Raw genomic sequence first — 21,880 nt, forward strand, 5'->3', positions numbered from 1 at the left:
CTCCCGTCCGGCGGGGCCGGCCCCGCGGTGATCAGGAGACATCATGACTACCGCAACTCTGGTCACCGGAGGTCGGCAGCGGAGCCGAGGCGGCCTGAAGCGTCAGTGGTTCGGCTGGATCTACGTCCTGCCGTTCCTCGTCGTCTTCGCGCTGTTCCTCGTCATCCCGCTCGGCTACGCCTTCTGGATGAGCCTGTTCGAATCGACCCTCGCGGGCGGCGAGCAGTTCACGGGGCTCGCCAACTACGCGCGCGCGTTCACGGATCCGCTGTTCCTCGAAGGACTCGGACGCGTCGCCCTGTACGGGATCGTCATGATCCCGATGCAGCTGGGCGTGGCCCTCGTGGCGGCGCTCCTGCTCGACACGCTCGCGACGCGCCTCGCGAGTCTCACACGGCTGCTCATCTTCGTGCCGTACTCGATTCCGATCGTGATCGGCGCCCTGATGTGGAGCTTCCTCTACAGTCCGCGCTTCGGTCCCGCCGCGACGATCTTCACGATCTTCGGCGCCGAGACCCCCAACCTGCTCGGTCCCGACACGATCTTCGGGGCCCTCGTCAACGTCGTCACGTGGCAGTGGTCCGGCTACTACATGATCGTCATCTACGCCGCGCTGCGGTCGATCGACCCGTCGATCTACGAGGCCGCCCGCATCGACGGCGCGAGCGGCCTGCAGACGGCGCTGCGCATCAAGATCCCGATGATCTCGTCGTCGATGGTGATGGTGCTCACGTTCGCCCTGATCGGAACCCTTCAGTTCTTCACGGAGCCCGTCGTCCTCCGGGGCGTCGCCGAGGGATCTATCACGGCGTCGTACACGCCGAACATGTACGTGTTCGCATTGGCGTTCAACTACAGCCAGTTCAACTACGCCTCGACGATCGCGTTCTCCCTCGGACTCATCGTGTTCATCGGGTCGTTCCTGTTCCTCTTCCTCACGCGCAAGCAGAGCGGACTGAAGTGATGTCCACGAAGATCGACGATGCCACGCATACGACCGTCACCGGCCTCCCGAAGCGCGTGAACCGCGGTGCGGGCAAGCGCACCGGCGGGCGGCGGATCGGATCCCACGCCCTGCTCGTGATCCTCGCGATCTACTTCGTCTTCCCGCTGTGGTGGCTGTTCGTGGCCGCGACGAAGTCGACGCCGGAGCTGTTCAACACGGGGCCGTTCTGGTTCGGAGATATCACGCACTTCTTCGACAACATCGTCGGGCTGTTCACGCAGAAGGGCGGCGTCTACTGGCAGTGGATGGGCAACTCGTTCCTGTACGCCTTCGCCGGCGGACTCGGGGCCACCGTCCTGGCCGTGTTCGCGGGATACGGATTCGCGAAGTACCGCTTCAAGGGACGCGGCGTGGTGTTCGGGTTCGTCCTCGGCGCCATCATGGTGCCGCCGACGGCGCTCGCCGTCCCGACGTTCGTGCTCCTCAGCGACTACGGGATCATCAACACCGCCTGGGCCGTCATCCTGCCGTCGCTGCTCAACCCGTTCGGCGTCTATCTCATGCGCATCTACACGCAGGACGCCGTGCCCGACGAGATGCTCGAAGCAGCCCGCATCGACGGGGCGGGGGAGTTCCGGACGTTCTTCCAGGTTGCGCTGCCGATGCTCCGCCCCGCAATCGTGACGGTGCTCCTGCTCGCCATCGTGGGCGTCTGGAACAACTTCTTCCTGCCGCTCGTCGTCCTGACAGATGAGTCGCTCCTGCCCGTCACCGTCGGCCTCAACCGCTGGACCGTGCTGTCCAACGCGGGTGCGGGCGGCGAGCAGGTCTGGAATCTCATCACGTCCGGTGCGTTCGTCTCGATCCTGCCCCTGATCCTGTCGTTCCTGTTCCTGCAGCGGTACTGGCAGGGCGGGCTCGCCATCGGAAGCATCAAGTAACACCGAAGGAGTACCTGTGCCCACCGCACGCATGACCATCGACCCGCACTTCACCGTCGGGCCCATCCGCCGCAATCTGTTCGGCGGGTTCGTCGAGCACCTCGGGCGTCACGTCTACGACGGGATCTACGAGCCCGGCCACGAGACGGCCGACGCCGAGGGGTTCCGCCAGGACGTCATCGAGCTCGTGCGCGAGCTGGGTGTCGCGACGATCCGCTACCCCGGGGGCAACTTCGTGTCGGGCTTCAAGTGGGAGGACAGCGTCGGGCCCCGCGAGGAGCGTCCGCGCCGGCTCGACCTCGCCTGGCACTCGACCGAGACCAACGAGGTCGGCATGCACGAGTTCCGCTCGTGGCTCGACAAGGTCGGCAGCGATCTCATGCTCGCCGTGAACCTCGGCACGCGCGGCACCGCCGAGGCTCTCGACCTGCTCGAGTACGCCAACTTCCCCGGCGGAACCGCGCTGTCCGACCGCCGCATCGCGAACGGTGAGAAGGATCCGTTCGACGTCAAGATCTGGTGCCTGGGCAACGAGATGGACGGGCCCTGGCAGATCGGCCACCGGTCGGCGGACGACTACGGCAAGATCGCCTCGCAGACGGCGAAGGCGATGCGCCAGCTGGACCCGCGCGTCGAGCTGGTCGCGTGCGGATCCTCGAGCGCGCACATGCCGACGTTCGGCGAGTGGGAGCGCGTCGTGCTCCACCACACCTACGACGACGTCGACTACATCTCGTGCCACGCCTACTACGAGGCGAAGGACGGCGACATCGGCTCGTTCCTCGCCTCGGCGGTCGACATGGACGGCTTCATCGACACGGTCGTGAAGACCGCGGATCACGTCGGCGCAGTCAGGGGCTCGTCCAAGAAGATCGACATCTCGTTCGACGAGTGGAACGTCTGGTACCAGCGGCGCTTCCACGACGAGGAGCGGATGACGGGCATCGAGAACTGGCCCGTCGCCCCGCGCCTGCTCGAGGATCACTATTCGGTCGTCGACGCGGTCGTCTTCGGCAACCTCATGATCTCGCTGCTGAAGCACGCCGATCGCGTGACGACCGCGTCGCTCGCGCAGCTCGTCAACGTCATCGCGCCGATCATGACCGAGCCCGGCGGCCCGGCCTGGCGTCAGACGACGTTCTTCCCGTTCTCGATCACGTCGCGACTCGCGCGCGGCGAGGCGCTCGAGCTCAAGCTCGACGCGCCGACGTACGAGACCGCGGAGTACGGCGAGGTGCCCCTCGTCGACGCCGTGGCGACGCGGGATCCGGAGACGGGCGAGGCGGCCGTGTTCCTCGTGAACCGCTCGCAGTCCGAGCAGCTCGAGCTGTCGATCGACGTCGCGGGTCTCGGGGACGTCACCGTGCGCGAGACGCACACGATCTCCGACGACGACATCCACGCGAAGAACACGCTCGACGACCGCGAGCGGGTGGCGCCGAAGGCCAACGCGTCGGCGCGGATCTCGGACGGGACGCTCACGGTGACGCTGCCGGCCGTATCCTGGACGGCGCTGAGCCTCGGCTGACGAGGCTGATCTGCGCGGTTCCCGCGGGCGATCTCGACTTCGTGGTCGCCCGCGGGAACCGCGCGCTCATTCGAACGGAGAACAAGGATGACGATGTCGTCGGAGCGCAACTGGGCCGAGAACCTGACATACGGGGCGGCGCGCATCGCGCGCCCGGAATCGGTCGGTGCGCTGCGCAAGATGCTGGCCCGCGGCGGATCCGTGCGCGCGCTCGGCACGCGGCACTGCTTCAACGACATCGCCGACACGGACGGCACGCTCGTCTCGCTCGAGCGCCTGCCGCACGACGTCGAGATCGACGGCGACGTCGCGCGGATCTCCGGCGGCGCCCGCTACGGCGACATCGCGCTCGATCTGCACACGTCGGGCAGAGCGCTCGCGAATCTCGCATCGCTGCCGCACATCTCAGTCGCCGGCGCCGTCGCCACCGGCACGCACGGATCCGGTGACCGCACGCCGTCGCTCGCGGCGGCCGTGCGCGCGCTCACGTTCGCGACCGCCTCGGGCGACCTCGTGACGCTGCGTCGCGGCGACGCCGACTTCGCCGGCGCGGTCGTGCACCTCGGGTCGCTCGGCATCGTGACGGAGCTCGAGCTCGAGACGGAGCCCGCGTACGACGTCGCGCAGACGGTGTTCGATGCGCCGCGTTGGGACCGGATCCTCGAGGACGTCGACGGTGTGACATCGCTCGGCGACAGCGTGAGCATCTTCACGACGTGGCGAGAACCCGATCACGCCGACCAGCTGTGGGTGAAGACGCGAGCCGGCCGCGAGATCGATCTCGCTCGCGTCGCGGCGCTCGGCGCGCGCGCCGCCGACGGGCCGCGGCACCCGATCCCGGGCGTCGCGCCCGATGCGTGCGGTGCGCAGGGGGGCATCTCCGGCCCCTGGTACGAGCAGCTGCCGCACTTCCGGCTCGACTTCACCCCGTCCGTCGGGGCGGAACTGCAGAGCGAGTATCTGCTGCCACGTGCCGACGCGGCCGCCGCGATCGAGGCCGTGCGCGGCATCGCCGATCGCATCTCGCCGCACCTCCACATCTGCGAGATCCGGACGATCGCCGCCGACGACCTCTGGCTGAGCCCGTCGAACGGCCGCGATTCCGTCGGGCTGCACTTCACATGGCACCACGACGAGCCCGCGGTTCGCGAGATCCTGCCGATCCTCGAGGCGGCGCTCGACCCGTTCGACGCGCGCCCGCACTGGGGCAAGCTGTTCACGATGGATCCCGCGCGGATCCGTGCGCTCTATCCGCAGTGGGACGACTTCCGCGATCTGCGGAAGAGGATCGACCCCTCCGGGCGATTCCAGAACGCATACACGCGTCGGCTCGGTCTGTGAGCCACGGAGCGAGTGACGACATGCGCGCAGAGGGGGAATAATGGCGGCGACGCTGAAGGACGTGGCGCGTGAGGCGGGAGTGTCGATCAAGACCGTCTCCAACGTGATCCACGACTACCCGCATATCCGGTCGTCGACACGGGAGCGCGTCCAGCAGGCCATCGCCTCGCTGGGCTACACCCCGAACCAGACCGCGCGGAATCTGCGCTCGGGGCGCACAGGCGTGATCGCGCTCGCGGTGCCCGACCTGTCGCTGAGCTACTTCGCCGAGCTCGCGGCGTCGGTGATCGCGGCGGCCGAGGAGCTGGATCTCGCCGTGCAGGTGGAGCAGACGGTCGGAACGCGCGAACGCGAGATCGAGCTGCTGCGCACACCGCGCCTGCGGATGACCGACGGCGTGATCTTCAGCCCCCTCGAGATGGGGCAGGACGACGCCGAGCACCTCGCCGTCGACTACCCGCTCGTGCTGCTCGGCGAGCGCATCTTCGACGGACCGGTCGACCATGTCACGATGCGCAACGTCGCGGCCGCGCGCGCCGCGACGGAGTTCCTGCTGGACCGCGGACGCACGCGTATCGCGATCGTCGGCGCGCACGAGGGCGAGGTCATCGGATCCGCGGGGCTGCGCCTGCGCGGGTACCGCGAGGCCCTGACGGCGCGCGGCGTGCCGTACGACGAGTCGCTCGTCGCGTCGGCGGGCGAGTGGCATCGCGTCGACGGCCTCCAGGCGACCCGCGAGCTGCTCGGGCGCGGCGTCGAGTTCGACGCGGTCTTCGCGCTCAACGACACGCTCGCCTTCGGGGCGATCCGCGCGCTCGAGGAGTCGGGGCATCATGTCCCGAGCGACGTCGCCGTCATCGGATACGACGACATCAGCGAGGCCGCCTACTCGCTTCCCACGCTCACGACCGTCGATCCCGGTCGCGACTGGATCGCCCAGCGTGCGGTCGAGGCGCTCGTCGAGCGCATCGAGGATCCGACCGCCGCACCGCGCACGATGCTGGCCGACTTCCGTGTCGTCGAGCGGGAGTCGACCGGGGGCTGACTACTTCTTGCGACCCTTGGGCGTCGAGGTGACCGACGTCGCGTACTTGCGCTCGTGACCCGAGATCGGCGAGTCCTCCGAGACGCTTTCGCCGCGCGACGCCTTGCGGATGTCTCGGATCATGCCGAGAGAGAGCGCGAACGTGATGCCCCAGCTGAGCCACGCGAGCGCCACGCGCCACGTGAAGTCCTGGTGGCCGGAGCCCCTGAGGAGGGACCAGCCGCTCGTGACGGCGCCGATGATTCCCGTGCCGAGGAGATACTTGCGCATGGGACCACGGTAGCGCGCCACCGGGGGATCTCGGCATTGCTCCGCGAACGCGCGCCTCAGTAGGCTGGCGAGCGACCCGGAGGTACGTCATGTCTCGAGCGGATCTTGTCGTCGTAGCCAATCGACTCCCCGTCGACCGCGTGGAAGGACCAGATGGCGAGCCGACGTGGCGTCGTTCGCCCGGCGGTCTCGTCACCGCCCTCGAGCAGGTGATGCAGAACCTCGACGGCGCGTGGGTCGGGTGGGGAGGCAAGGCCGACCTCGAGGTCGAGCCGTTCGAGTTCGACGGCAACCTCCTCGTCCCTGTGACGCTCACACCCGATGATCTGCGTGACTACTACGAGGGCTTCTCGAACGGCACGATCTGGCCGCTTTACCACGACGTCATCGCCGCGCCCGAGTTCAAGCGGTCGTGGTGGGACTCGTACGTCACCGTCAACCGCCGGTTCGCCGAAGCCGCGGCAGACGTCGTCGCCGAGGGCGGCTTCGTGTGGGTGCAGGACTATCAGCTGCAGCTCGTCCCGCAGATGATGCGCGAGCTGCGCCCCGACGTCACGATCGGGTACTTCCATCACATCCCGTTCCCCGCGTACGCCCTCTTCGCGCAGCTTCCCTGGCGAACGCAGGTGCTGCAGGGACTCCTCGGCGCCGACGTCATCGGGTTCCAGCGCGTGGCCGACGCCGGGAACTTCCAGCGGTCGATCCGCCGCCTCCTGAAGTACCCGACGAAGGGCGACACGGTCCAGGTGCCCGAGGGCGACGGAGCGTCGCGTCTCTCGATCGCCAAGCACTATCCGATCTCGATCGACGCGAACCATTTCATCGAGCTCGCCCGCCGCCCCGACATCATCGCCAGGGCGCAGGCGATCCGCGACCAGATCGGCTCGCAGAAGCTCATGCTCGGGGTCGACCGGCTCGACTACACGAAGGGGATCCGTCATCGACTCAAGTCGTACGGCGAGCTGCTGGCGGACGGCAAGATCAAGGGGCACGAGGCCACGCTCGTGCAGATCGCCAGCCCGAGCCGCCCCGGCGTCGAGGCCTACCAGGACCTCCGCGACGAGATCGAGAAGACGGTCGCGCGCATCAACGGCGACTACTCGACGGTCGAGAACACCGCCATCCGCTATCTCCACCAGGGGTACCCCCGCGAGGAGATGGTGGCGCTCTACCTGGCCGCCGACGTCATGCTGGTGACGGCGCTGCGCGACGGCATGAATCTCGTCGCGAAGGAGTACGTGGCGGTCCGGGGCGACAACACCGGCGTACTCGTGCTGAGCGAGTTCGCCGGCGCCGCCGATGAGCTCGGGAGCGCCCTTCTCGTCAATCCGCACGACATCGAGGCGATGAAGGAGACCATGATGCGAGCCGTCGCGATGCCCGCGCCGGAGCAGGCTCGGCGCATGAAGACGATGCGCCGCAAGGTGATCGACAACGACGTCGAGAAGTGGGGACGCACCTTCCTCGATGATCTCCGCGAGCTGCGCGACAGACGGAGGGAGACGCGATGACCGCCATCGACCCCGGGGTCGACGCCCGTCTGCGACACCTCGCGGGTCTGCCTCGCCTTCTTGTCGCCGTCGACTTCGACGGGACCCTCTCGCCGCTGGTCGCCGACCCGATGTCTGCGCGCGCGACCCCTGACGCGAAGGCGGCCGTGGCGGCGCTTGCGGCGACACCGGGCACGACGGTCGCCTTCGTCTCCGGACGCTCCCTGGCGGACCTGCGTGTGATCGCGGAGCACGACGATGCGTCCCCGGTCTGGCTCGCGGGGTCGCATGGCGCCGAGCACTGGCGTCCTGCGGGCGTCCCGCCGCGTATGCGCCCGGTCGCGCTCGATGACGATCGCGCCGTGGGGCAGGCCGAGCGGGTGATCGGCGAGGCGCACGGTCTCGTCGAGCCGTTCGACGGCGCGTGGATCGAGGACAAGTCGTTTGGATTCGCGCTCCACACACGCACGGCGTCGCCCGACGTCGAGGAGCGTGCCGGCGCGGCACTCGACGCGCTCATGTCGGAGCGCGCGCCGCGTTGGCGACGCCGCGTCGGTAAGCACGTCCTCGAGTACTCGTGGCGCCACGAGGGCAAGGACACGGCGATCGCCGAGCTGCGCGAGGAGACCGCGGCCGATGCGGTCGTGTTCGCCGGCGACGACGTGACGGATGAGGACGCGCTGCGCTCGCTCGAAGACGGCGATCTCGGGATCCGCGTGGGGGAGGGCGAGACGGCCGCCGACGTGACGGTGGCCGACACGCCCGAGCTCGCCGCCGTGCTCACTGCGTTGGCGGCATATCGAGCATCCTGATCGCGCACCGCACAGCGCGTTTCGCAGATCGACGACGCGGTCGGACGCATTCGCTACTGGGAATAGACTGCGAACGTGAGTGAGAAGCAGGCGACTGGAATCGACATCAAACCGCGCAGTCGCGTGGTGACCGACGGCATCGAAGCCACGACATCGCGCGGCATGCTCCGCGCTGTCGGCATGGGCGACGACGACTGGGACAAGCCCCAGATCGGCATCGCGTCGAGCTGGAACGAGATCACGCCCTGCAACCTCTCGCTCGACCGCCTGGCGCAGGGGTCGAAGGAAGGCGTTCACGCCGGGGGCGGCTACCCGCTCCAGTTCGGGACAGTGAGCGTCTCCGACGGCATCTCGATGGGCCACGAGGGCATGCACTTCTCGCTCGTCAGCCGAGAGGTCATCGCCGACAGCGTCGAGACCGTGGTCATGGGCGAGCGGCTCGACGGCACCGTGCTCCTGGCTGGCTGCGACAAGTCGCTCCCCGGCATGCTCATGGCCGCCGCGCGCCTCGAGCTCGCGAGCGTGTTCCTGTACGCCGGATCGATCGCGCCCGGCTGGGTCAAGCTCGAGGACGGCACCGAGAAGACGATCACGATCATCGACTCGTTCGAGGCCGTCGGCGCCTGCAAAGCGGGCCAGATGAGCGAGGCCGACCTCAAGAAGATCGAGTGCGGCTTCGCTCCGGGCGAAGGCGCCTGCGGCGGCATGTACACGGCCAACACGATGGCGTGCATCGCCGAGGCGCTCGGCATGAGCCTGCCCGGCTCCTCGACGCCGCTGAGCGCCGATCGCCGCCGCGACACCTACGCGCACCGCTCCGGTGAGGCCGTTGTCGAGATGCTCCGCCAGGGCATTACGACGAAGGACATCCTCACGAAGAAGGCGTTCGAGAACGCCGTCACGGTCGCCATGGTGCTCGGCGGATCCACGAACGCGGTCCTGCACCTGCTCGCGATCGCGAACGAGGCGGGCGTCGACCTCACCCTCGACGACTTCACCCGCATCGGCCAGCGGTCGCCCCACCTCGCCGACGTCAAGCCGTTCGGCCAGTTCGTCGCTCAGGACTTCGACCGCGCGGGCGGCATGCCCGTCGTGATGAAGGCGCTGCTCGACGCGGGCCTGCTCCACGGCGACGCGCTCACGGTGACGGGCAAGACGCTGGCCGAGAACCTCGAGGAGCTCGCACCCGAGCCGCTCGACGGCACGGTCGTGCGCGCGCTCGACAACCCGATCCACGCGACGGGAGGTCTCACGATCCTCAGCGGATCCTTCGCTCCCGAGGGCGCGGTCGTCAAGACCGCCGGATTCGACGCCGAGGTGTTCGAGGGGCCCGCGCGCGTGTTCGAGCGCGAGCGCGCCGCGATGGACGCGCTGACCCGGGGAGAGATCCAGGCCGGCGACGTCGTCGTCATCCGGTACGAGGGCCCCAAGGGCGGACCGGGCATGCGCGAGATGCTCGCGATCACCGCGGCCATCAAGGGCGCGGGGCTCGGCAAGGATGTACTACTGTTGACGGACGGTCGATTCTCCGGCGGCACAACCGGCCTGTGCATCGGCCACATTGCACCCGAAGCGGTGGACGCAGGTCCGATCGCATTCGTGCGCGATGGCGATCTGATCCGGGTCGATGTCGCAGCTCGCACTCTCGACCTACTCGTCGATGAGGCTGAGCTCGCCTCCCGCCGTGACGGCTGGGAGTCGCTGCCCCCGCGCTACACCCGCGGCGTTCTCGCCAAGTACTCGAAGCTCGTGCACTCCGCTGCACTGGGCGCGATCACAGGCTGACGCCCTCCGTCGCCGTCTGCCGTTCGAATCGATCAGGGAAGCCTCATGCCCGCAGATCCCACCACCGCTGTTCCACGCCCTCCGGCCCGCACCTCGTCGAATGCACCCGTCATGACGGGCGCTGCCGCCGTCGTCCGCTCACTCGAGCTGCTCGGCGTCGACGATGTCTTCGGACTGCCGGGCGGCGCGATCCTCCCCGCGTACGACGCGCTCATGAACGCGGAGTCGCTCAACCACATCCTCGTGCGCCATGAGCAGGGCGCCGGTCACGCGGCCGAGGGATACGCCGCGGCGACCGGTCGCGTCGGCGTCGCGATCGCGACCTCGGGTCCCGGCGCCACGAATCTCGTCACGGCGATCGCCGACGCCTACATGGACTCCGTTCCGATCGTGGCGATCACCGGTCAGGTGTTCTCGACCCTCATGGGCACCGACGCGTTCCAGGAGGCGGACATCGTCGGCATCACGATGCCGGTGACGAAGCACTCCTTCCTCGTCAAGAAGGCGGAGGACATCCCCGCCGCCATCGCGCAGGCGTTCGAGATCGCCAGCACGGGCCGTCCGGGGCCGGTGCTGGTCGACATCACGAAGGACGCGCAGCAGGCCGAGGCGCCGTTCGTGTGGCCGCCGAAGTTCGACCTGCCCGGCTACCGACCCGTCACCCGGGCGCACGGCAAGCAGATCCAGGCCGCGGCGTCGCTTCTGGCCGAGGCGAAGAAGCCGGTGCTGTACGTCGGGGGCGGCGTGATCCGGGCGAAGGCCGCAGAGGAGCTCCGTGCGTTCGCGGAGACGACGGGCGCCCCCGTGGTCACGACGCTCATGGCACGCGGCGCGTTCCCCGACTCGCACGACCAGCACCTCGGCATGCCCGGCATGCACGGCTCCGTCCCGGCGGTCCTCGCCCTGCAGGAGGCCGACGTGCTCGTGTCGCTGGGGGCGCGCTTCGACGATCGCGTCACCGGCAAGGCCGAGCTGTTCGCTCCCCACGCGCAGATCGTGCACGTCGATATCGACCCCGCCGAGATCGGCAAGATCAAGCAGGCGACCGTCCCGATCGTCGGCGACGTCAAGGAGGTCCTCGTCGATCTCGACACGGCCTACCGCTCGACGGTGTCGGGTCAGAAGCCCGAGTACGCCGAGTGGTGGCAGTATCTGCGTGGTCTGCGAGACCAGTACCCCCTCGGATACGCTCCGTCGACCGACGGCCTGCTCGCTCCGCAGCAGGTCATCCAGCGCATCGGCGAGCTCACGGGCCCCGAGGGCGTGTATGCGGCGGGTGTGGGTCAGCACCAGATGTGGTCGGCGCAGTTCATCAGGTACGAGCGTCCGAACTCGTGGCTCAACTCGGGCGGGGCCGGAACGATGGGGTACTCCGTGCCTGCCGCGATGGGGGCCAAGGTCGGCGAGCCCGACCGCCCCGTCTGGGCGATCGACGGCGATGGCTGCTTCCAGATGACGAACCAGGAGCTCGCGACGTGCGTGCTCAACGACATCCCCATCAAGGTCGCCATCATCAACAACTCGTCGCTCGGCATGGTGCGCCAGTGGCAGACGCTGTTCTATGACGGGCGCTACTCGCACACCGATCTCAACACGGGCCACGACACGAAGCGGATCCCCGACTTCGTGAAGCTCGCCGAGGCATACGGCTGCCTTGCGATCCGTGTCGAGCGCGAAGATCAGATCGACGACGCGATCCAGCTCGCTCTCGACACGAACGATCGCCCCGTCGTCATCGACTTCGTGGTCTCGAGCGACGCGATGGTGTGGCCGATGGTCCCGCAGGGCGTGAGCAACAGCTATGTCCAATACGCGCGGGAGCATTCCCCGGCGTTCGGTGAGGAGGACTGACATGTCGAAGCACGTTCTCAGCCTCCTCGTCGAGGACACACCGGGCCTGCTGACGCGCGTCGCCGGTCTGTTCGCTCGCCGCGGCTTCAACATCCACTCGCTCGCGGTGGGGGTGACCGAGGTCCCGGGGCTGTCGCGCATCACGGTCGTGGTCGACGTCGACAAGCTGCCCCTCGAGCAGGTCACGAAGCAGCTCAACAAGCTCATCAACGTCGTCAAGATCGTCGAGCTCGATCCCGCGGCGTCCGTGCAGCGCCAGCACATGCTGGTCAAGGTGCGCGCCGACAATACGACGAGAGCGAACGTCCTCGAGGTCGTGAGCCTCTTCCGAGCCAACGTCGTCGACTACGCGTCCGACTCCGTCGTGATCGAGATCACGGGCGACCAGGGCAAGGTCGACGCCTTCCAGAAGGCGATCACGCCCTTCGGCATCAAGGAGATCTCGCAGTCGGGGCTGCTCGCGCTCGGCCGCGGCCCCAAGTCGATCTCCGAGCGCGCTCTGCGCGCATAAGCACTCACAGACCACACATTGATCAAGGAGCACAAAGTGGCAGAGATCCTCTACGACGCAGACGCCGATCTGTCGATCATCCAGTCCAAGAAGGTGGCGATCGTGGGCTACGGCTCGCAGGGCCACGCGCACGCCCAGAACCTTCGCGACTCGGGCGTCGAGGTCACGGTCGCGCTGCGTGAGGGATCCAAGTCGGCGCAGAAGGCCCAGGACGACGGCTTCGACGTGAAGTCGGTCGCCGACGCCACGACGTGGGCCGATGTCGTCATGATCCTCGCGCCGGACCAGCACCAGCGCGCGATCTACGCGGAGGGCATCAAGCCCCACCTCGCGCCCGGCAAGGCGATCGCCTTCGCACACGGCTTCAACATCCGCTTCGGCCTCATCGAGGCGCCCGAGGGCGTCGACGTGATCCTCATCGCGCCGAAGGCGCCGGGGCACACCGTCCGCCGCGAGTTCGCCGCCGGGCGCGGAATTCCCGACATCATCGGCGTCGAGAAGGACGAGACCGGATCCGCCTGGGATCTTGCGCTCTCCTACGCCGCGGGCATCGGCGGCACGCGCGCGGGCGTCATCAAGACGACCTTCACCGAGGAGACGGAGACCGACCTGTTCGGCGAGCAGGCCGTCCTCTGCGGTGGCATGAGCCACCTGGTGCAGGCGGGCTTCGAGACGCTCACCGAGGCCGGCTACCAGCCCGAGATCGCCTACTTCGAGGTGCTCCACGAGCTCAAGCTCATCGTCGACCTCATGTGGGAGGGCGGCATCGCCAAGCAGCGCTGGAGCATCAGCGACACGGCCGAGTACGGCGACTACGTGTCCGGTCCCCGCGTGATCGACGCCCACGTCAAGGACGCGATGAAGGGGATCCTCGCCGACATCCAGTCCGGAGCGTTCGCGAAGCGCTTCATCGACGACCAGGACGCCGGCGGTCCCGAGTTCCAGAAGCTCCGTGCGACCGAGGAGCAGCACCCGATCGAGAAGACGGGTCAGCAGCTGCGCTCGCTGTTCTCGTGGAAGAACTCCGACGACGACTACGTCGAGGGCACGGCGGCTCGCTGATCCGTTCCCGCAGAACCGCCCCGCACCGGAATCGGTGCGGGGCGGTTTCGCGTACCCGCTCAGTCCAGGCCGACGCGCCGATCCGACGTCCCGAGCAGTGCCCCGTGCCACGTCATGCCGCGGGGGCTCTCGCGTCAGCTCTGGGGATGGATGCACCCCTCGAACATGACATCGCCGGTGGCGGGGACGGAAACGGAGACGTCCTCGGAGAAGGTCGCTATCCCGCCCTCGGGCAGGTGGTCGGCGTACGCGCGATCCCACGCGATGATGGCACCGAATCCGACGAGCCCGAGGAGCACGCGGACGAAGATGCTGACGGGGATCCGGCCGGCGCGAAGTCAGCCGGCGAAGCTGAGGAGGGCGATGAACAGGGCGATCGCTCCGACCGCGAGGAAGGCCACGACGACGTCCAGGACGAGGGCGGCGATCGCCCACCCGCGGCCGCGAGCACGTCGGACGAGGCACACGATCGCGACGATGAGGCTTGCGACGCTCATGATGACGCCGGCGATCGCGGCGACGGGCGCCAGCATCATCCAGGCGATCGGCTCCGACCCGGACCCGTCGATGGGCACGAGGATGAGAAGCGTCACCGGGGGGAGGAGGAACCCGAGGAGGGCGAGGACGAACGCCGTGAGGGCGAGCTTCCTGCCGCCGCGTGCGGAGGACGCAGGGGAGATGGTGGGGTTCGTGATGAGGGCAGCTTTCTCGTCGATGCCAAGCGGCAGCGTGGCTCTGCGTGCAGCGGCTGGCCGAACCGCACGCGTCCGTATGTCGATCACACTATCGAGTCACGGCGGTTCCCGACGGCGTATTCGGATGGCGTCGCTGTCGTTCCCGGGAGAGTCCGTCTACGGTGTCGGACCATGACGCCCGCACACCGCGCGGAGCTCCGCGCCCTCCTGGAAGAGCATCGCGAGTCGGTGCTGCGAGCTCGGCGGCGCGGCGGCGAGGACCTGAACGAGCTCGCTGACGCGCGCTCGGCGGCGACGGCGGATGATGAACATGATCCGGAGGGCGTGACGCTCGCGGCCGAGTGGTCGAGGCTGGTGGGGGTCGACGCCGACGCCCGTGCCGAACTGGGGGCGATCGACGCCGCTCTCGCGCGCGTGGATGACGACGCGTTCGGTGTCTGCGCCGCGTGTGGGCGCCGGATTCCGATGGCGCGGCTGCGCGTGCGCCCGATGGCGACGCGGTGCGTCGGCTGCGCGCGGTGAGACGTCGCGATCTCTCCACAGATTCGGCGGATCCACGCGATCTCTCCACAATCGGGGGTTCCCGCGGCACGCGGGGGCGGCATCTTCGTCAGGCTGACGTCATGACAGATCTTCACGGCATCGACGCACTTCGCACCCGCCCGCTCACCCACGATCGCGATCTCACCGCGCTCGTGAACGCGCTGCTGCCCACCGCGTGCACCAGGCGCCTGTGGGTGATGCTCCTCGACGACGAGATGCGCTCCACGGATGTTCTGATGCCGATCGACGACATCCCGAAGGATCCGACGCAGATCGCGGCCATGCCCGCGTCGGGCCCGGTGACGGTGGCGCAGACGCTCGGTCAGCAGATCGCGCGGATCGTGCAGCAGACGCCCGTGGCATACGCAGTGGTCGTGTGGGAGCGGACCGGGTCCGCTCTCGTCGACGCTGTCGATCGCGAGTGGATCGCGGGCATGCGCCAGGGGTTCGCGTCGAACGCGTCAGCTCTGCGTGCACAGTTCGTGCTGTCGGACGACGGGGCGGAGATCATCGCCGACGAAGTTCGGGTCCACCAAGCCGCATGACGCCGTCGGCGGGGCACCGGCTCCGGCGCCCCGCCGCGCGCGGATGCGCAGATCAGCGGAGCTTGACGTACACCTCGTATGCGGCGCCGGCCGGCAGCTCGTCGTAGATGCTGGCCGTGTAGTTCGCCTTGCCCTCCGCGGGGATCCGTTCGATGTAGTCGTACCCGACGGCGACGATGTCGCCGTCGCTGCTGCGGACGAGCACAGACACCTCGGCGTTCTCCACATCGTCGACGAAGGTGCTCGTCACGGTTCCGGTCACTTCTGTCAGGCCGTAGTCGTCGGTCTCGGAATCGGGGGCCGACGACTCGAGCGTGCCGAAGTCGGAGAGCGGCTGCGCTCCCTCGCGCAGCAGGTCCTCGTAGACGACGTTGAGCTCGGCGATGTCGTCAGCGGAGGCGTCCATGAAGGTCCCGTCGACGAGTGTCTCGCCGGGGAGGCCCGTGAAGTAGTCGTTCGCCGAGTCGATGAGCGTGCCCTCGTCGTCGAATGCCTCGATCGTGACGAACGTGTCGACGTACACCTCGTCCTCCGAGGGGTTGTCGATGATGAGCGCGAAGTTCGTGTAGTCGTCCGATTCCCAGATCTGCTGATCGACGATCTCGAACGGGAAATCGGTCGTCCCCTCGGGAGCCCCGGGGATGGCGGCCTCGGGGTGCTCGGGAGAGGAAGCCGAGTCGGGAGCTGTGCTGAGCGCGAAGAGCAGGGCGAGCGCCGGTGTGATCAGCATCATCACGATGCTGATCAGCGCGCCGATGCCCGCGAGCACGAGGGCCGTGATGCTCATGCCCTTGCCTCGCATCTTCTTGACGAGCGCGACGATCGCGATCACAGCGGCCGGGATGATGAGCAGCCACGAGCCGTACGTCACGAACGGAATGCAGGCGGCGATGAAGCCGACGATCCCGAGGACGAGCGCCGTGACGGACAGCCCCTTGCCGCCCGAGGCCGGGGCGTCCGTCGGAGTGCCATACGGGCCGTTCGCGGACGGAGGAACGGGGGAGCCCGGCTGGGCGTAGGGAACCGCGTAGGCAGGCGGCTGATCCGGCCGCGCGTAGGGCGGCTGCGGCGGTGCAGGCGGCTGCTGCCCGGCGTCGGGGAGCGGCGGAACGACCGGCTCGTTCGGGTTGCTCGGCGGATGGGGCTCAGACATGGGACGCACCTCGGTCTCGATCGGATCCGCGCCGAGCAGAGGGCTCCTGCGCGTCGGTCGATCTGGTTCCTCCCCCAGACACGACCACGACCTTCCACACTAGCCAGCACGCGGCGAGCCTGTGGGAGGAGAACTGCCCGGTCGGTGCGCGTCATCGCCGATGGGAGATCCGCGTCGGCCCGGGCCCGAGGCCGGTCGAGCGGTCCCATGCTCCGGGGTGCGGGCACGACGTGCCCTCGGCAGGTCACGGGGTCGTGGATCCCGGTCGTGCTCTGCTATCCTGAGGTGTCACGCGTGCGCGCGTCGGCGTTCCGCGCCCTTCGGGGTCGAACGCGAGACTGCCGCGTGGCTGCTGAAAATCCCATCCAACTGCCTCTGTTCCCTGGCGGTCGGCGTGCGTCCTCAGGCGCGGTCGACCGGAGCACGGGCCCGATCATCACAACCCCTAAGGCAAACCACTACATGACTAACGCAACGACCGCCACGGCTACCACGCAGGTCGCGATCAACGACATCGGATCTGCGGAGGACTTCCTGGCCGCGGTCGAGAAGACTCTGAAGTTCTTCAACGACGGCGACATCATCGAGGGCGAGATCGTCAAGATCGACCGCGATGAGGTTCTGCTCGACGTCGGATACAAGACCGAGGGCGTCATCCCCTCCCGTGAGCTTTCCATCAAGCACGACGTCAATCCCGACGACGTCGTCAAGGTGGGTGACAACATCGAGGCCCTGGTTCTCCAGAAGGAGGACAAGGAAGGCCGTCTGATCCTGTCGAAGAAGCGCGCTCAGTACGAGCGCGCCTGGGGCGACGTGGAGCAGATCAAGGAGAACGACGGTGTCGTCAAGGGCACGGTCATCGAGGTCGTCAAGGGTGGTCTCATCCTCGACATCGGCCTCCGCGGCTTCCTCCCGGCCTCGCTCATCGAGCTGCGTCGCGTCCGCGACCTCACGCCGTACCTCGGCCAGGAGCTCGAGGCGAAGATCCTCGAGCTCGACAAGAACCGCAACAACGTGGTCCTGTCGCGCCGCGCCCTCCTCGAGGAGACGCAGTCGGCGACCCGTGCGCAGTTCCTCAACGGCCTGCACAAGGGCCAGGTCCGCAAGGGCCAGGTCTCGTCGATCGTCAACTTCGGTGCGTTCGTCGACCTCGGCGGAGTGGACGGTCTCGTCCACGTCTCCGAGCTGTCGTGGAAGCACATCGACCACGCCAGCGAGGTCGTCGAGGTGGGCCAGGAGGTCACCGTCGAGGTGCTCGAGGTCGACCTCGACCGCGAGCGCGTGTCGCTGTCGCTCAAGGCGACGCAGGAGGACCCCTGGCAGGTCTTCGCCCGCACGCACCAGATCGGTCAGATCACGCCCGGCAAGGTCACGAAGCTCGTTCCGTTCGGTGCGTTCGTTCGCGTCGCCGACGGCATCGAGGGCCTCGTGCACATCTCGGAGCTGTCGCACAAGCACGTCGAGATGGCCGAGCAGGTCGTCTCGGTGGGCGAGGAGCTCTTCGTCCGCGTCATCGACATCGACTTGGACCGCCGCCGCATCTCGCTGTCGCTCAAGCAGGCCAACGACATGGTCGACCCTGCGGGCACCGAGTTCGACCCGTCGCTCTACGGCATGACGACCGAGTACGACGACAACGGCGAGTACAAGTTCCCCGAGGGCTTCGACCCCGAGACCAACCAGTGGCTCGAGGGCTACGACGAGGCTCGCGAGAAGTGGGAGAACGAGTACGCCACGGCGCAGGCTCGCTGGGAGCAGCACAAGGAGCAGGTCGCCTCGGCGATCGAGAAGGAAGCCAACGCCGAGGAGGTTGCTCCGGCAGCCGGCGGCAGCACCTTCTCGACCGAGTCGAACGCCGCCGGTGCTCTCGCCGACGACGAGGCACTCGCCGCGCTTCGCGAGAAGCTCGCCGGCAGCTGAATCAGCTGACCGCACGGCGCTGAACGGGTCGGATCCCTCCGGGGATCCGGCCCGTTTCGCATTCGCGGGAGCGGATCCGGCTCGGAAGCGAGCGACCCTGTGGATAACTTTCGAGGCAGGGGCGCGAGATCGCATACCGTGATCGGTATGCGCCGCACGTCCCTCGCCCTCGCAACCCTCGCCGCCCTCGGCCTCGCCCTCGCCGCCTGCGCGAGCGAGGCCGAACCTGAGCCCGCGTGGACCGAGGAGGAAGCTTTTGCGGCGGCGGAGGAGACGTTTCGGGCGTACTGGGGCAGCGACTTCGACTCCGATGAGGAACGACTTCAATACCTGAATAAAGAAATGGCTCAGCAAGCGGAGGAGAGCGAACGAGCGCTTGCTGATATCGATATTGAGCGCCGAGGTGAGTCCGTAGTTACTTCATTTGAAGCGGCCACTTTCCGAACGGTTGGAGCCACCGCAGTTGTCGAGGCTGTGGCGTGCGTTGACGGGACTGAAGTGGAAGTCAACATCGATGGCGAAGGCTGGGAAGCGCCACGCGAGGAACCACAGTATGCAGTCGAGATCTCGTTCGAAGCCAGCGGAAGTCGGATGGTAGTTGCTGATCTAACGGAAGCAGGCGGTGTTCGATGTTGAGCGCAGCAGTCATGCTGACTCTTAGCTATGCGGCAATCGGTGGAGATAGCGCACTTGCCGTCGTCCCGATGCGTTGTTCATGGGAGGAGATTGAACTCGGCCTCTGCAATGACGACGACGGGGACGGCGACCTCGAGATCGGCGACACGCGTCCCATCGAGAACGATCCCGGCCGCGAACGTCCCGGCAGTGGACCCGACGTCCCGATCAGCGACCCCGGCATCCCGGCCCCACCGCCCGGGGACGAGGGTCCCGGCCACGACGATGGCGCCGGGTGGCAGTGCCTCGACCCCGATGAGGCGCAACTCGGCAACGACTGCACGATCCCGGTCCCCGATGAGCCCGTGCCGGAGGAGCCGGAGGCGCCGGTGATCCCGCCGATCACGATCGAGGACGTCGCGGTGTTCACTCCCGCCCCGGCGAGTCCGGCGATCGAGCCGTACGGCATCGCGATCATGCACGCTCCCATGAACGTGGCGGTGTCGGCCTCCTCTCACACCGTCGAGGGCGAGCTCTTCGACCTCCCGATGTCGGTCACGTTCACGCCGGAGCTGTACACGGTCGACTACGGTGACGGCACCGTCGCCGAGACGTCGACCGGCAGTCCCACGTGGAGCGAGCTCGGGCAGGAGCAGCTCACGCCCACTGCCACGAGCCACGCGTACTCGGCCCGCGGCACGTTCGCCGTGTCGGTCGACGTCGCCTACTCGGCGACCGTCGACTTCGGGGAGTGGGGCGTGCACCCGGTGAACGGGCACGTGGTCTCCCCGGGGCGTGACATCGACGTCACGGTGTATGAGAAGCGCTCGCTGCTCGTCGACCAGACGTGCGAGGAGGACCCCGCCGGTCCTGGCTGCGGTCCCGTCAGCTGATCGCCGTCGCGAGGAGGCTGCGGGCGATGCGATCGGTCTCGCGCAGCATCGTCGCGTCTGCTCCCGGCATCGGGCTGATGAGCGCGTCGTGCATCGTCTGATCGAGTGGGATGCCGGCCGCGTGCAGGGTCTCGTCGAGGGATCCGTCGCTCCGCACCAGCCGGCCGGTCGCCGGGTCCACGTCGACACCGCCTGTCGACACCGCCTCGCCCGCGCGAGACGGGGCGGCGAACGACCGGATCCGTCCCTCGTGCGCGAGCGAGCGCAGCAGCGGATCCGCAGACACCTCGACGTCGTGCGGGTGCATCCAGGCATCGACGAGCGACCGTGCGCGCACGCCGGAACCCCGCACGGCCGGCGAGCGGGCGACGAAGGCGCCATCGTCGATGGCGACTGTGGCCGCGGGCCCGAGGAATCGCACGATCTCGGCGTCGGCGAGGGCGAGCAGCTGCCGGCTGCGGAACGCCGGAGGGCCCGACCCCGCCATGCCGCCGACCGCGAACAGCCGTCGGAATCCGGCGCCGCGGGATTCGGAGTCGAAGCCGCCGAAGGCGCCGATGCGGCTGGCGAGCGCCCGCGCCCCCGAGATCGACCAGAGCGCGGCCTTCTCCGGCGAGTCCGCGCCGCGGGCTGCCTCGTCGAGGTCGTGCGCGATGAAGCCCCGGACCCACGCGGTCCATTCGGCGGGAGAGGAGAACGCGCGCCCCGATGCCGGGAACAGGAGAGCCTCGAGATCCAGTCGGTGCTGAGGATCCGGGATGGCGGGCGCGACGGCGTCGGCGAGCCGCGGGATGGTGCCCTCCGCCGCGGCGATCGCGCCGAGCGCCGCGGCGAGGTCGATCGCGTCCGGCCGAACGCGCGCGAGCGTCGAGCAGTAGGCGACGAATGCGTCCTTGAGGAGGAGCGGCCAGAGGCGGGCATCGAAGTCGATCGGGCGGGGCTCCCGGTCCCAGTCGACCGACGTCGCGTGCGGCCGTGGACACGCGGGAGGGAGGCCGCGATGCATCGACTTGGCTCGATAGGGCACGCCGCGCCGCGACGTCACATGGAGGATCGGCTCCCGACCGGACGGCACGTACCGGAGCGCACCGGCTGCCTCGACGAATGCTCCGCCGCGCTCGAGGGTCACGATCGCCATCGCGTCGAAGAACCCCATCCCGAGCCCGCGCACGATCGCCGGCTCGCCTGCGGGAACAGCATCGAGGTCCTGCTCGATGGGGCTGCCGGGCGGCACCCACACGAGAGACGGGTCGGCAGCGACCGCGTCCGCGATCCGTGCGTCATCGGGGCGACGCCGATTGCGCAGCCATCCCGGTGCGATGACGGCGGCGTCGACGGCGACGCGCTCTCCGGATGCCAGCACAAGCGAGTCCCGAGCGCCGTGCGGCTCAGCGGACAGCACCCGGTCCTTGCGCACGGCGACCCGGATCCCCCGGGACTCGGCGCGCTGAACCGCCCATGCCAGGCACCACCGCACGTATTCGCCGTACAGGGGGCGGCTCGGGTGCGACTCCGGGCGCTGCGCCGCGAGCTCGCTGCGGTACTGGCCGACGAGACCGTCGCGCACGGGCACCTCCAGGAACGCGTCGCGATGCGCGTGAGGAATGTCGCTCGCGGGCGCGCCGCCGGTGGCGTCGCCGGCGAGCGCCAGCAGGCTCCACTCGTGCAGCGTCGGGCCGGAGACGACGGGGCCTGCCATCGTGACGGCCTCGTCGGTGAACAGCGTGACGGCGTGCGCGAGTGTGTTCATGCGCATCTCCTGCGGCTGGTCCGTGCGCCAGACCCGTCCCGCTCCTGGCTCGACGTCGTCGACAAGAACCACATCGAGATCCGCGCCCTCGTGGTTCGCCGCGATGCGCTCGAGGACCGAGACACCGCGCGGGCCGCCGCCCACGATCGCGATGACAGGTGAGGGCATGTCCACCATTCTGGCG

At 68.4% G+C, this 21,880-nt stretch carries 21 protein-coding genes; 16 read left to right on the plus strand and 5 right to left on the minus strand.

Annotation, left to right across the window (positions count from 1 at the left end; genetic code table 11):
* Positions 1-43 precede the first annotated feature (43 nt).
* The 5 genes from KOL93_RS04125 (at position 44) to KOL93_RS04145 (ending at position 5,801) form a co-directional block, all read left to right on the plus strand.
* Positions 44-964, plus strand: a complete 921-nt coding sequence (locus tag KOL93_RS04125; RefSeq protein WP_221584059.1) for a carbohydrate ABC transporter permease — start codon at positions 44-46, stop codon at positions 962-964.
* Positions 964-1,887: a carbohydrate ABC transporter permease gene (locus KOL93_RS04130; protein ID WP_221584060.1), complete on the plus strand. Its 924-nt coding sequence runs from the start codon at positions 964-966 to the stop codon at positions 1,885-1,887. The genes KOL93_RS04125 and KOL93_RS04130 overlap by 1 nt, the downstream gene beginning before the upstream one ends.
* 16 nt (positions 1,888-1,903) lie before the next feature.
* Entirely contained in the window at positions 1,904-3,415 is a 1,512-nt protein-coding gene (gene arfA / locus KOL93_RS04135) for an arabinosylfuranosidase ArfA (RefSeq protein ID WP_221584061.1), read from the plus strand.
* Between the two features lie 87 nt (positions 3,416-3,502).
* Positions 3,503-4,756, plus strand: a complete 1,254-nt coding sequence (locus KOL93_RS04140) for a D-arabinono-1,4-lactone oxidase (RefSeq protein WP_221584062.1) — start codon at positions 3,503-3,505, stop codon at positions 4,754-4,756.
* A gap of 40 nt (positions 4,757-4,796) precedes the next feature.
* Positions 4,797-5,801: a LacI family DNA-binding transcriptional regulator gene (locus KOL93_RS04145; protein ID WP_221584063.1), complete on the plus strand. Its 1,005-nt coding sequence runs from the start codon at positions 4,797-4,799 to the stop codon at positions 5,799-5,801.
* Here KOL93_RS04145 and KOL93_RS04150 read toward each other — a convergent pair whose 3' ends face one another.
* Entirely contained in the window at positions 5,802-6,071 is a 270-nt protein-coding gene (locus tag KOL93_RS04150) for a hypothetical protein (RefSeq protein WP_221584064.1), read from the minus strand. It lies immediately after the preceding gene.
* An 89-nt stretch (positions 6,072-6,160) separates the two neighbouring features.
* Between KOL93_RS04150 and KOL93_RS04155 the strand changes: the two genes are divergently transcribed.
* The 6 genes from KOL93_RS04155 (at position 6,161) to ilvC (ending at position 13,582) form a co-directional block, all read left to right on the plus strand.
* Positions 6,161-7,582 (plus strand): alpha,alpha-trehalose-phosphate synthase (UDP-forming), encoded by a 1,422-nt coding sequence (locus tag KOL93_RS04155; RefSeq protein ID WP_221584065.1) that lies wholly within the window; start codon positions 6,161-6,163, stop codon positions 7,580-7,582.
* Positions 7,579-8,373, plus strand: a complete 795-nt coding sequence (gene otsB / locus KOL93_RS04160; protein ID WP_221584066.1) for a trehalose-phosphatase — start codon at positions 7,579-7,581, stop codon at positions 8,371-8,373. Before KOL93_RS04155 ends, otsB begins: the two co-directional genes overlap by 4 nt.
* Before the next feature lie 75 nt (positions 8,374-8,448).
* Positions 8,449-10,158 carry a dihydroxy-acid dehydratase gene (gene ilvD, locus KOL93_RS04165; RefSeq protein WP_221584067.1) on the plus strand — a complete coding sequence of 570 codons (1,710 nt, stop codon included), beginning with the start codon at positions 8,449-8,451 and terminating at the stop codon, positions 10,156-10,158.
* 45 nt (positions 10,159-10,203) lie between these two features.
* Positions 10,204-12,009 carry an acetolactate synthase large subunit gene (locus KOL93_RS04170; RefSeq protein WP_221584068.1) on the plus strand — a complete coding sequence of 602 codons (1,806 nt, stop codon included), beginning with the start codon at positions 10,204-10,206 and terminating at the stop codon, positions 12,007-12,009.
* Position 12,010: 1 nt separating this feature from the next.
* Positions 12,011-12,520: an acetolactate synthase small subunit gene (gene ilvN, locus KOL93_RS04175; RefSeq protein ID WP_221584069.1), complete on the plus strand. Its 510-nt coding sequence runs from the start codon at positions 12,011-12,013 to the stop codon at positions 12,518-12,520.
* Positions 12,521-12,556: 36 nt separating this feature from the next.
* A complete protein-coding gene (gene ilvC / locus KOL93_RS04180) occupies positions 12,557-13,582 on the plus strand; it encodes a ketol-acid reductoisomerase (protein WP_221584070.1) in 1,026 nt (341 codons plus the stop codon).
* Positions 13,583-13,716: 134 nt separating this feature from the next.
* Here the strand turns inward: ilvC and KOL93_RS04185 are convergent, their stop codons facing one another.
* Both KOL93_RS04185 and KOL93_RS04190 read right to left on the minus strand, forming a co-directional pair.
* A complete protein-coding gene (locus tag KOL93_RS04185; protein WP_221584071.1) occupies positions 13,717-13,881 on the minus strand; it encodes a hypothetical protein in 165 nt (54 codons plus the stop codon).
* A gap of 39 nt (positions 13,882-13,920) precedes the next feature.
* Positions 13,921-14,364, minus strand: coding sequence for a hypothetical protein (locus KOL93_RS04190; RefSeq protein WP_221584072.1), 444 nt, complete (start codon positions 14,362-14,364; stop codon positions 13,921-13,923).
* Positions 14,365-14,448: 84 nt separating this feature from the next.
* On the opposite strand from KOL93_RS04190, the gene KOL93_RS04195 reads away from it, so the two are divergent.
* The gene (locus KOL93_RS04195; RefSeq protein ID WP_221584073.1) at positions 14,449-14,799 is read left to right on the plus strand and encodes a TraR/DksA family transcriptional regulator; all 351 of its coding nucleotides are present in this window, start codon (positions 14,449-14,451) and stop codon (positions 14,797-14,799) included.
* 101 nt (positions 14,800-14,900) lie between these two features.
* Positions 14,901-15,365, plus strand: coding sequence for a hypothetical protein (locus tag KOL93_RS04200; protein ID WP_221584074.1), 465 nt, complete (start codon positions 14,901-14,903; stop codon positions 15,363-15,365).
* A 52-nt stretch (positions 15,366-15,417) separates the two neighbouring features.
* Here KOL93_RS04200 and KOL93_RS04205 read toward each other — a convergent pair whose 3' ends face one another.
* Positions 15,418-16,518, minus strand: coding sequence for a DUF4190 domain-containing protein (locus KOL93_RS04205; protein WP_221584075.1), 1,101 nt, complete (start codon positions 16,516-16,518; stop codon positions 15,418-15,420).
* Positions 16,519-16,980: 462 nt separating this feature from the next.
* On the opposite strand from KOL93_RS04205, the gene rpsA reads away from it, so the two are divergent.
* The 3 genes from rpsA to KOL93_RS04220 all read left to right on the plus strand — a co-directional run bounded on the left by rpsA (position 16,981) and on the right by KOL93_RS04220 (position 19,946).
* On the plus strand, positions 16,981-18,438 hold the full coding sequence (rpsA, locus tag KOL93_RS04210; RefSeq protein WP_221584076.1) for a 30S ribosomal protein S1: 1,458 nt from the start codon (positions 16,981-16,983) through the stop codon (positions 18,436-18,438).
* A gap of 147 nt (positions 18,439-18,585) precedes the next feature.
* The gene (locus tag KOL93_RS04215) at positions 18,586-19,074 is read left to right on the plus strand and encodes a hypothetical protein (protein ID WP_221584077.1); all 489 of its coding nucleotides are present in this window, start codon (positions 18,586-18,588) and stop codon (positions 19,072-19,074) included.
* On the plus strand, positions 19,068-19,946 hold the full coding sequence (locus tag KOL93_RS04220; RefSeq protein ID WP_221584078.1) for a hypothetical protein: 879 nt from the start codon (positions 19,068-19,070) through the stop codon (positions 19,944-19,946). Before KOL93_RS04215 ends, KOL93_RS04220 begins: the two co-directional genes overlap by 7 nt.
* Here KOL93_RS04220 and KOL93_RS04225 read toward each other — a convergent pair.
* Positions 19,939-21,864: an FAD/NAD(P)-binding protein gene (locus tag KOL93_RS04225; RefSeq protein ID WP_260405930.1), complete on the minus strand. Its 1,926-nt coding sequence runs from the start codon at positions 21,862-21,864 to the stop codon at positions 19,939-19,941. The genes KOL93_RS04220 and KOL93_RS04225 overlap by 8 nt on opposite strands.
* Between the last annotated feature and the right edge of the window lie 16 nt (positions 21,865-21,880).

The sequence above is a fragment of the Microbacterium salitolerans genome (genome assembly GCF_019720895.1).
Taxonomy (GTDB): domain Bacteria; phylum Actinomycetota; class Actinomycetes; order Actinomycetales; family Microbacteriaceae; genus Microbacterium.

Bases quoted from the DNA above. Each gene is read 5' to 3' on its own strand.
- KOL93_RS04125 (WP_221584059.1), top strand. From the start codon at position 44: ATGACTACCGCAACTCTGGTCACCGGAGGTCGGCAGCGGAGCCGAGGC.
- KOL93_RS04130 (WP_221584060.1), top strand. From the start codon at position 964: ATGTCCACGAAGATCGACGATGCCACGCATACGACCGTCACCGGCCTC.
- KOL93_RS04140 (WP_221584062.1), top strand. From the start codon at position 3,503: ATGACGATGTCGTCGGAGCGCAACTGGGCCGAGAACCTGACATACGGG.
- KOL93_RS04145 (WP_221584063.1), top strand. From the start codon at position 4,797: ATGGCGGCGACGCTGAAGGACGTGGCGCGTGAGGCGGGAGTGTCGATC.
- KOL93_RS04150 (WP_221584064.1), bottom strand. From the start codon at position 6,071: ATGCGCAAGTATCTCCTCGGCACGGGAATCATCGGCGCCGTCACGAGC.
- KOL93_RS04155 (WP_221584065.1), top strand. From the start codon at position 6,161: ATGTCTCGAGCGGATCTTGTCGTCGTAGCCAATCGACTCCCCGTCGAC.
- otsB (WP_221584066.1), top strand. From the start codon at position 7,579: ATGACCGCCATCGACCCCGGGGTCGACGCCCGTCTGCGACACCTCGCG.
- KOL93_RS04170 (WP_221584068.1), top strand. From the start codon at position 10,204: ATGCCCGCAGATCCCACCACCGCTGTTCCACGCCCTCCGGCCCGCACC.
- ilvN (WP_221584069.1), top strand. From the start codon at position 12,011: ATGTCGAAGCACGTTCTCAGCCTCCTCGTCGAGGACACACCGGGCCTG.
- KOL93_RS04195 (WP_221584073.1), top strand. From the start codon at position 14,449: ATGACGCCCGCACACCGCGCGGAGCTCCGCGCCCTCCTGGAAGAGCAT.
- KOL93_RS04200 (WP_221584074.1), top strand. From the start codon at position 14,901: ATGACAGATCTTCACGGCATCGACGCACTTCGCACCCGCCCGCTCACC.
- KOL93_RS04205 (WP_221584075.1), bottom strand. From the start codon at position 16,518: ATGTCTGAGCCCCATCCGCCGAGCAACCCGAACGAGCCGGTCGTTCCG.
- rpsA (WP_221584076.1), top strand. From the start codon at position 16,981: ATGACTAACGCAACGACCGCCACGGCTACCACGCAGGTCGCGATCAAC.
- KOL93_RS04215 (WP_221584077.1), top strand. From the start codon at position 18,586: ATGCGCCGCACGTCCCTCGCCCTCGCAACCCTCGCCGCCCTCGGCCTC.
- KOL93_RS04220 (WP_221584078.1), top strand. From the start codon at position 19,068: ATGTTGAGCGCAGCAGTCATGCTGACTCTTAGCTATGCGGCAATCGGT.
- KOL93_RS04225 (WP_260405930.1), bottom strand. From the start codon at position 21,864: ATGCCCTCACCTGTCATCGCGATCGTGGGCGGCGGCCCGCGCGGTGTC.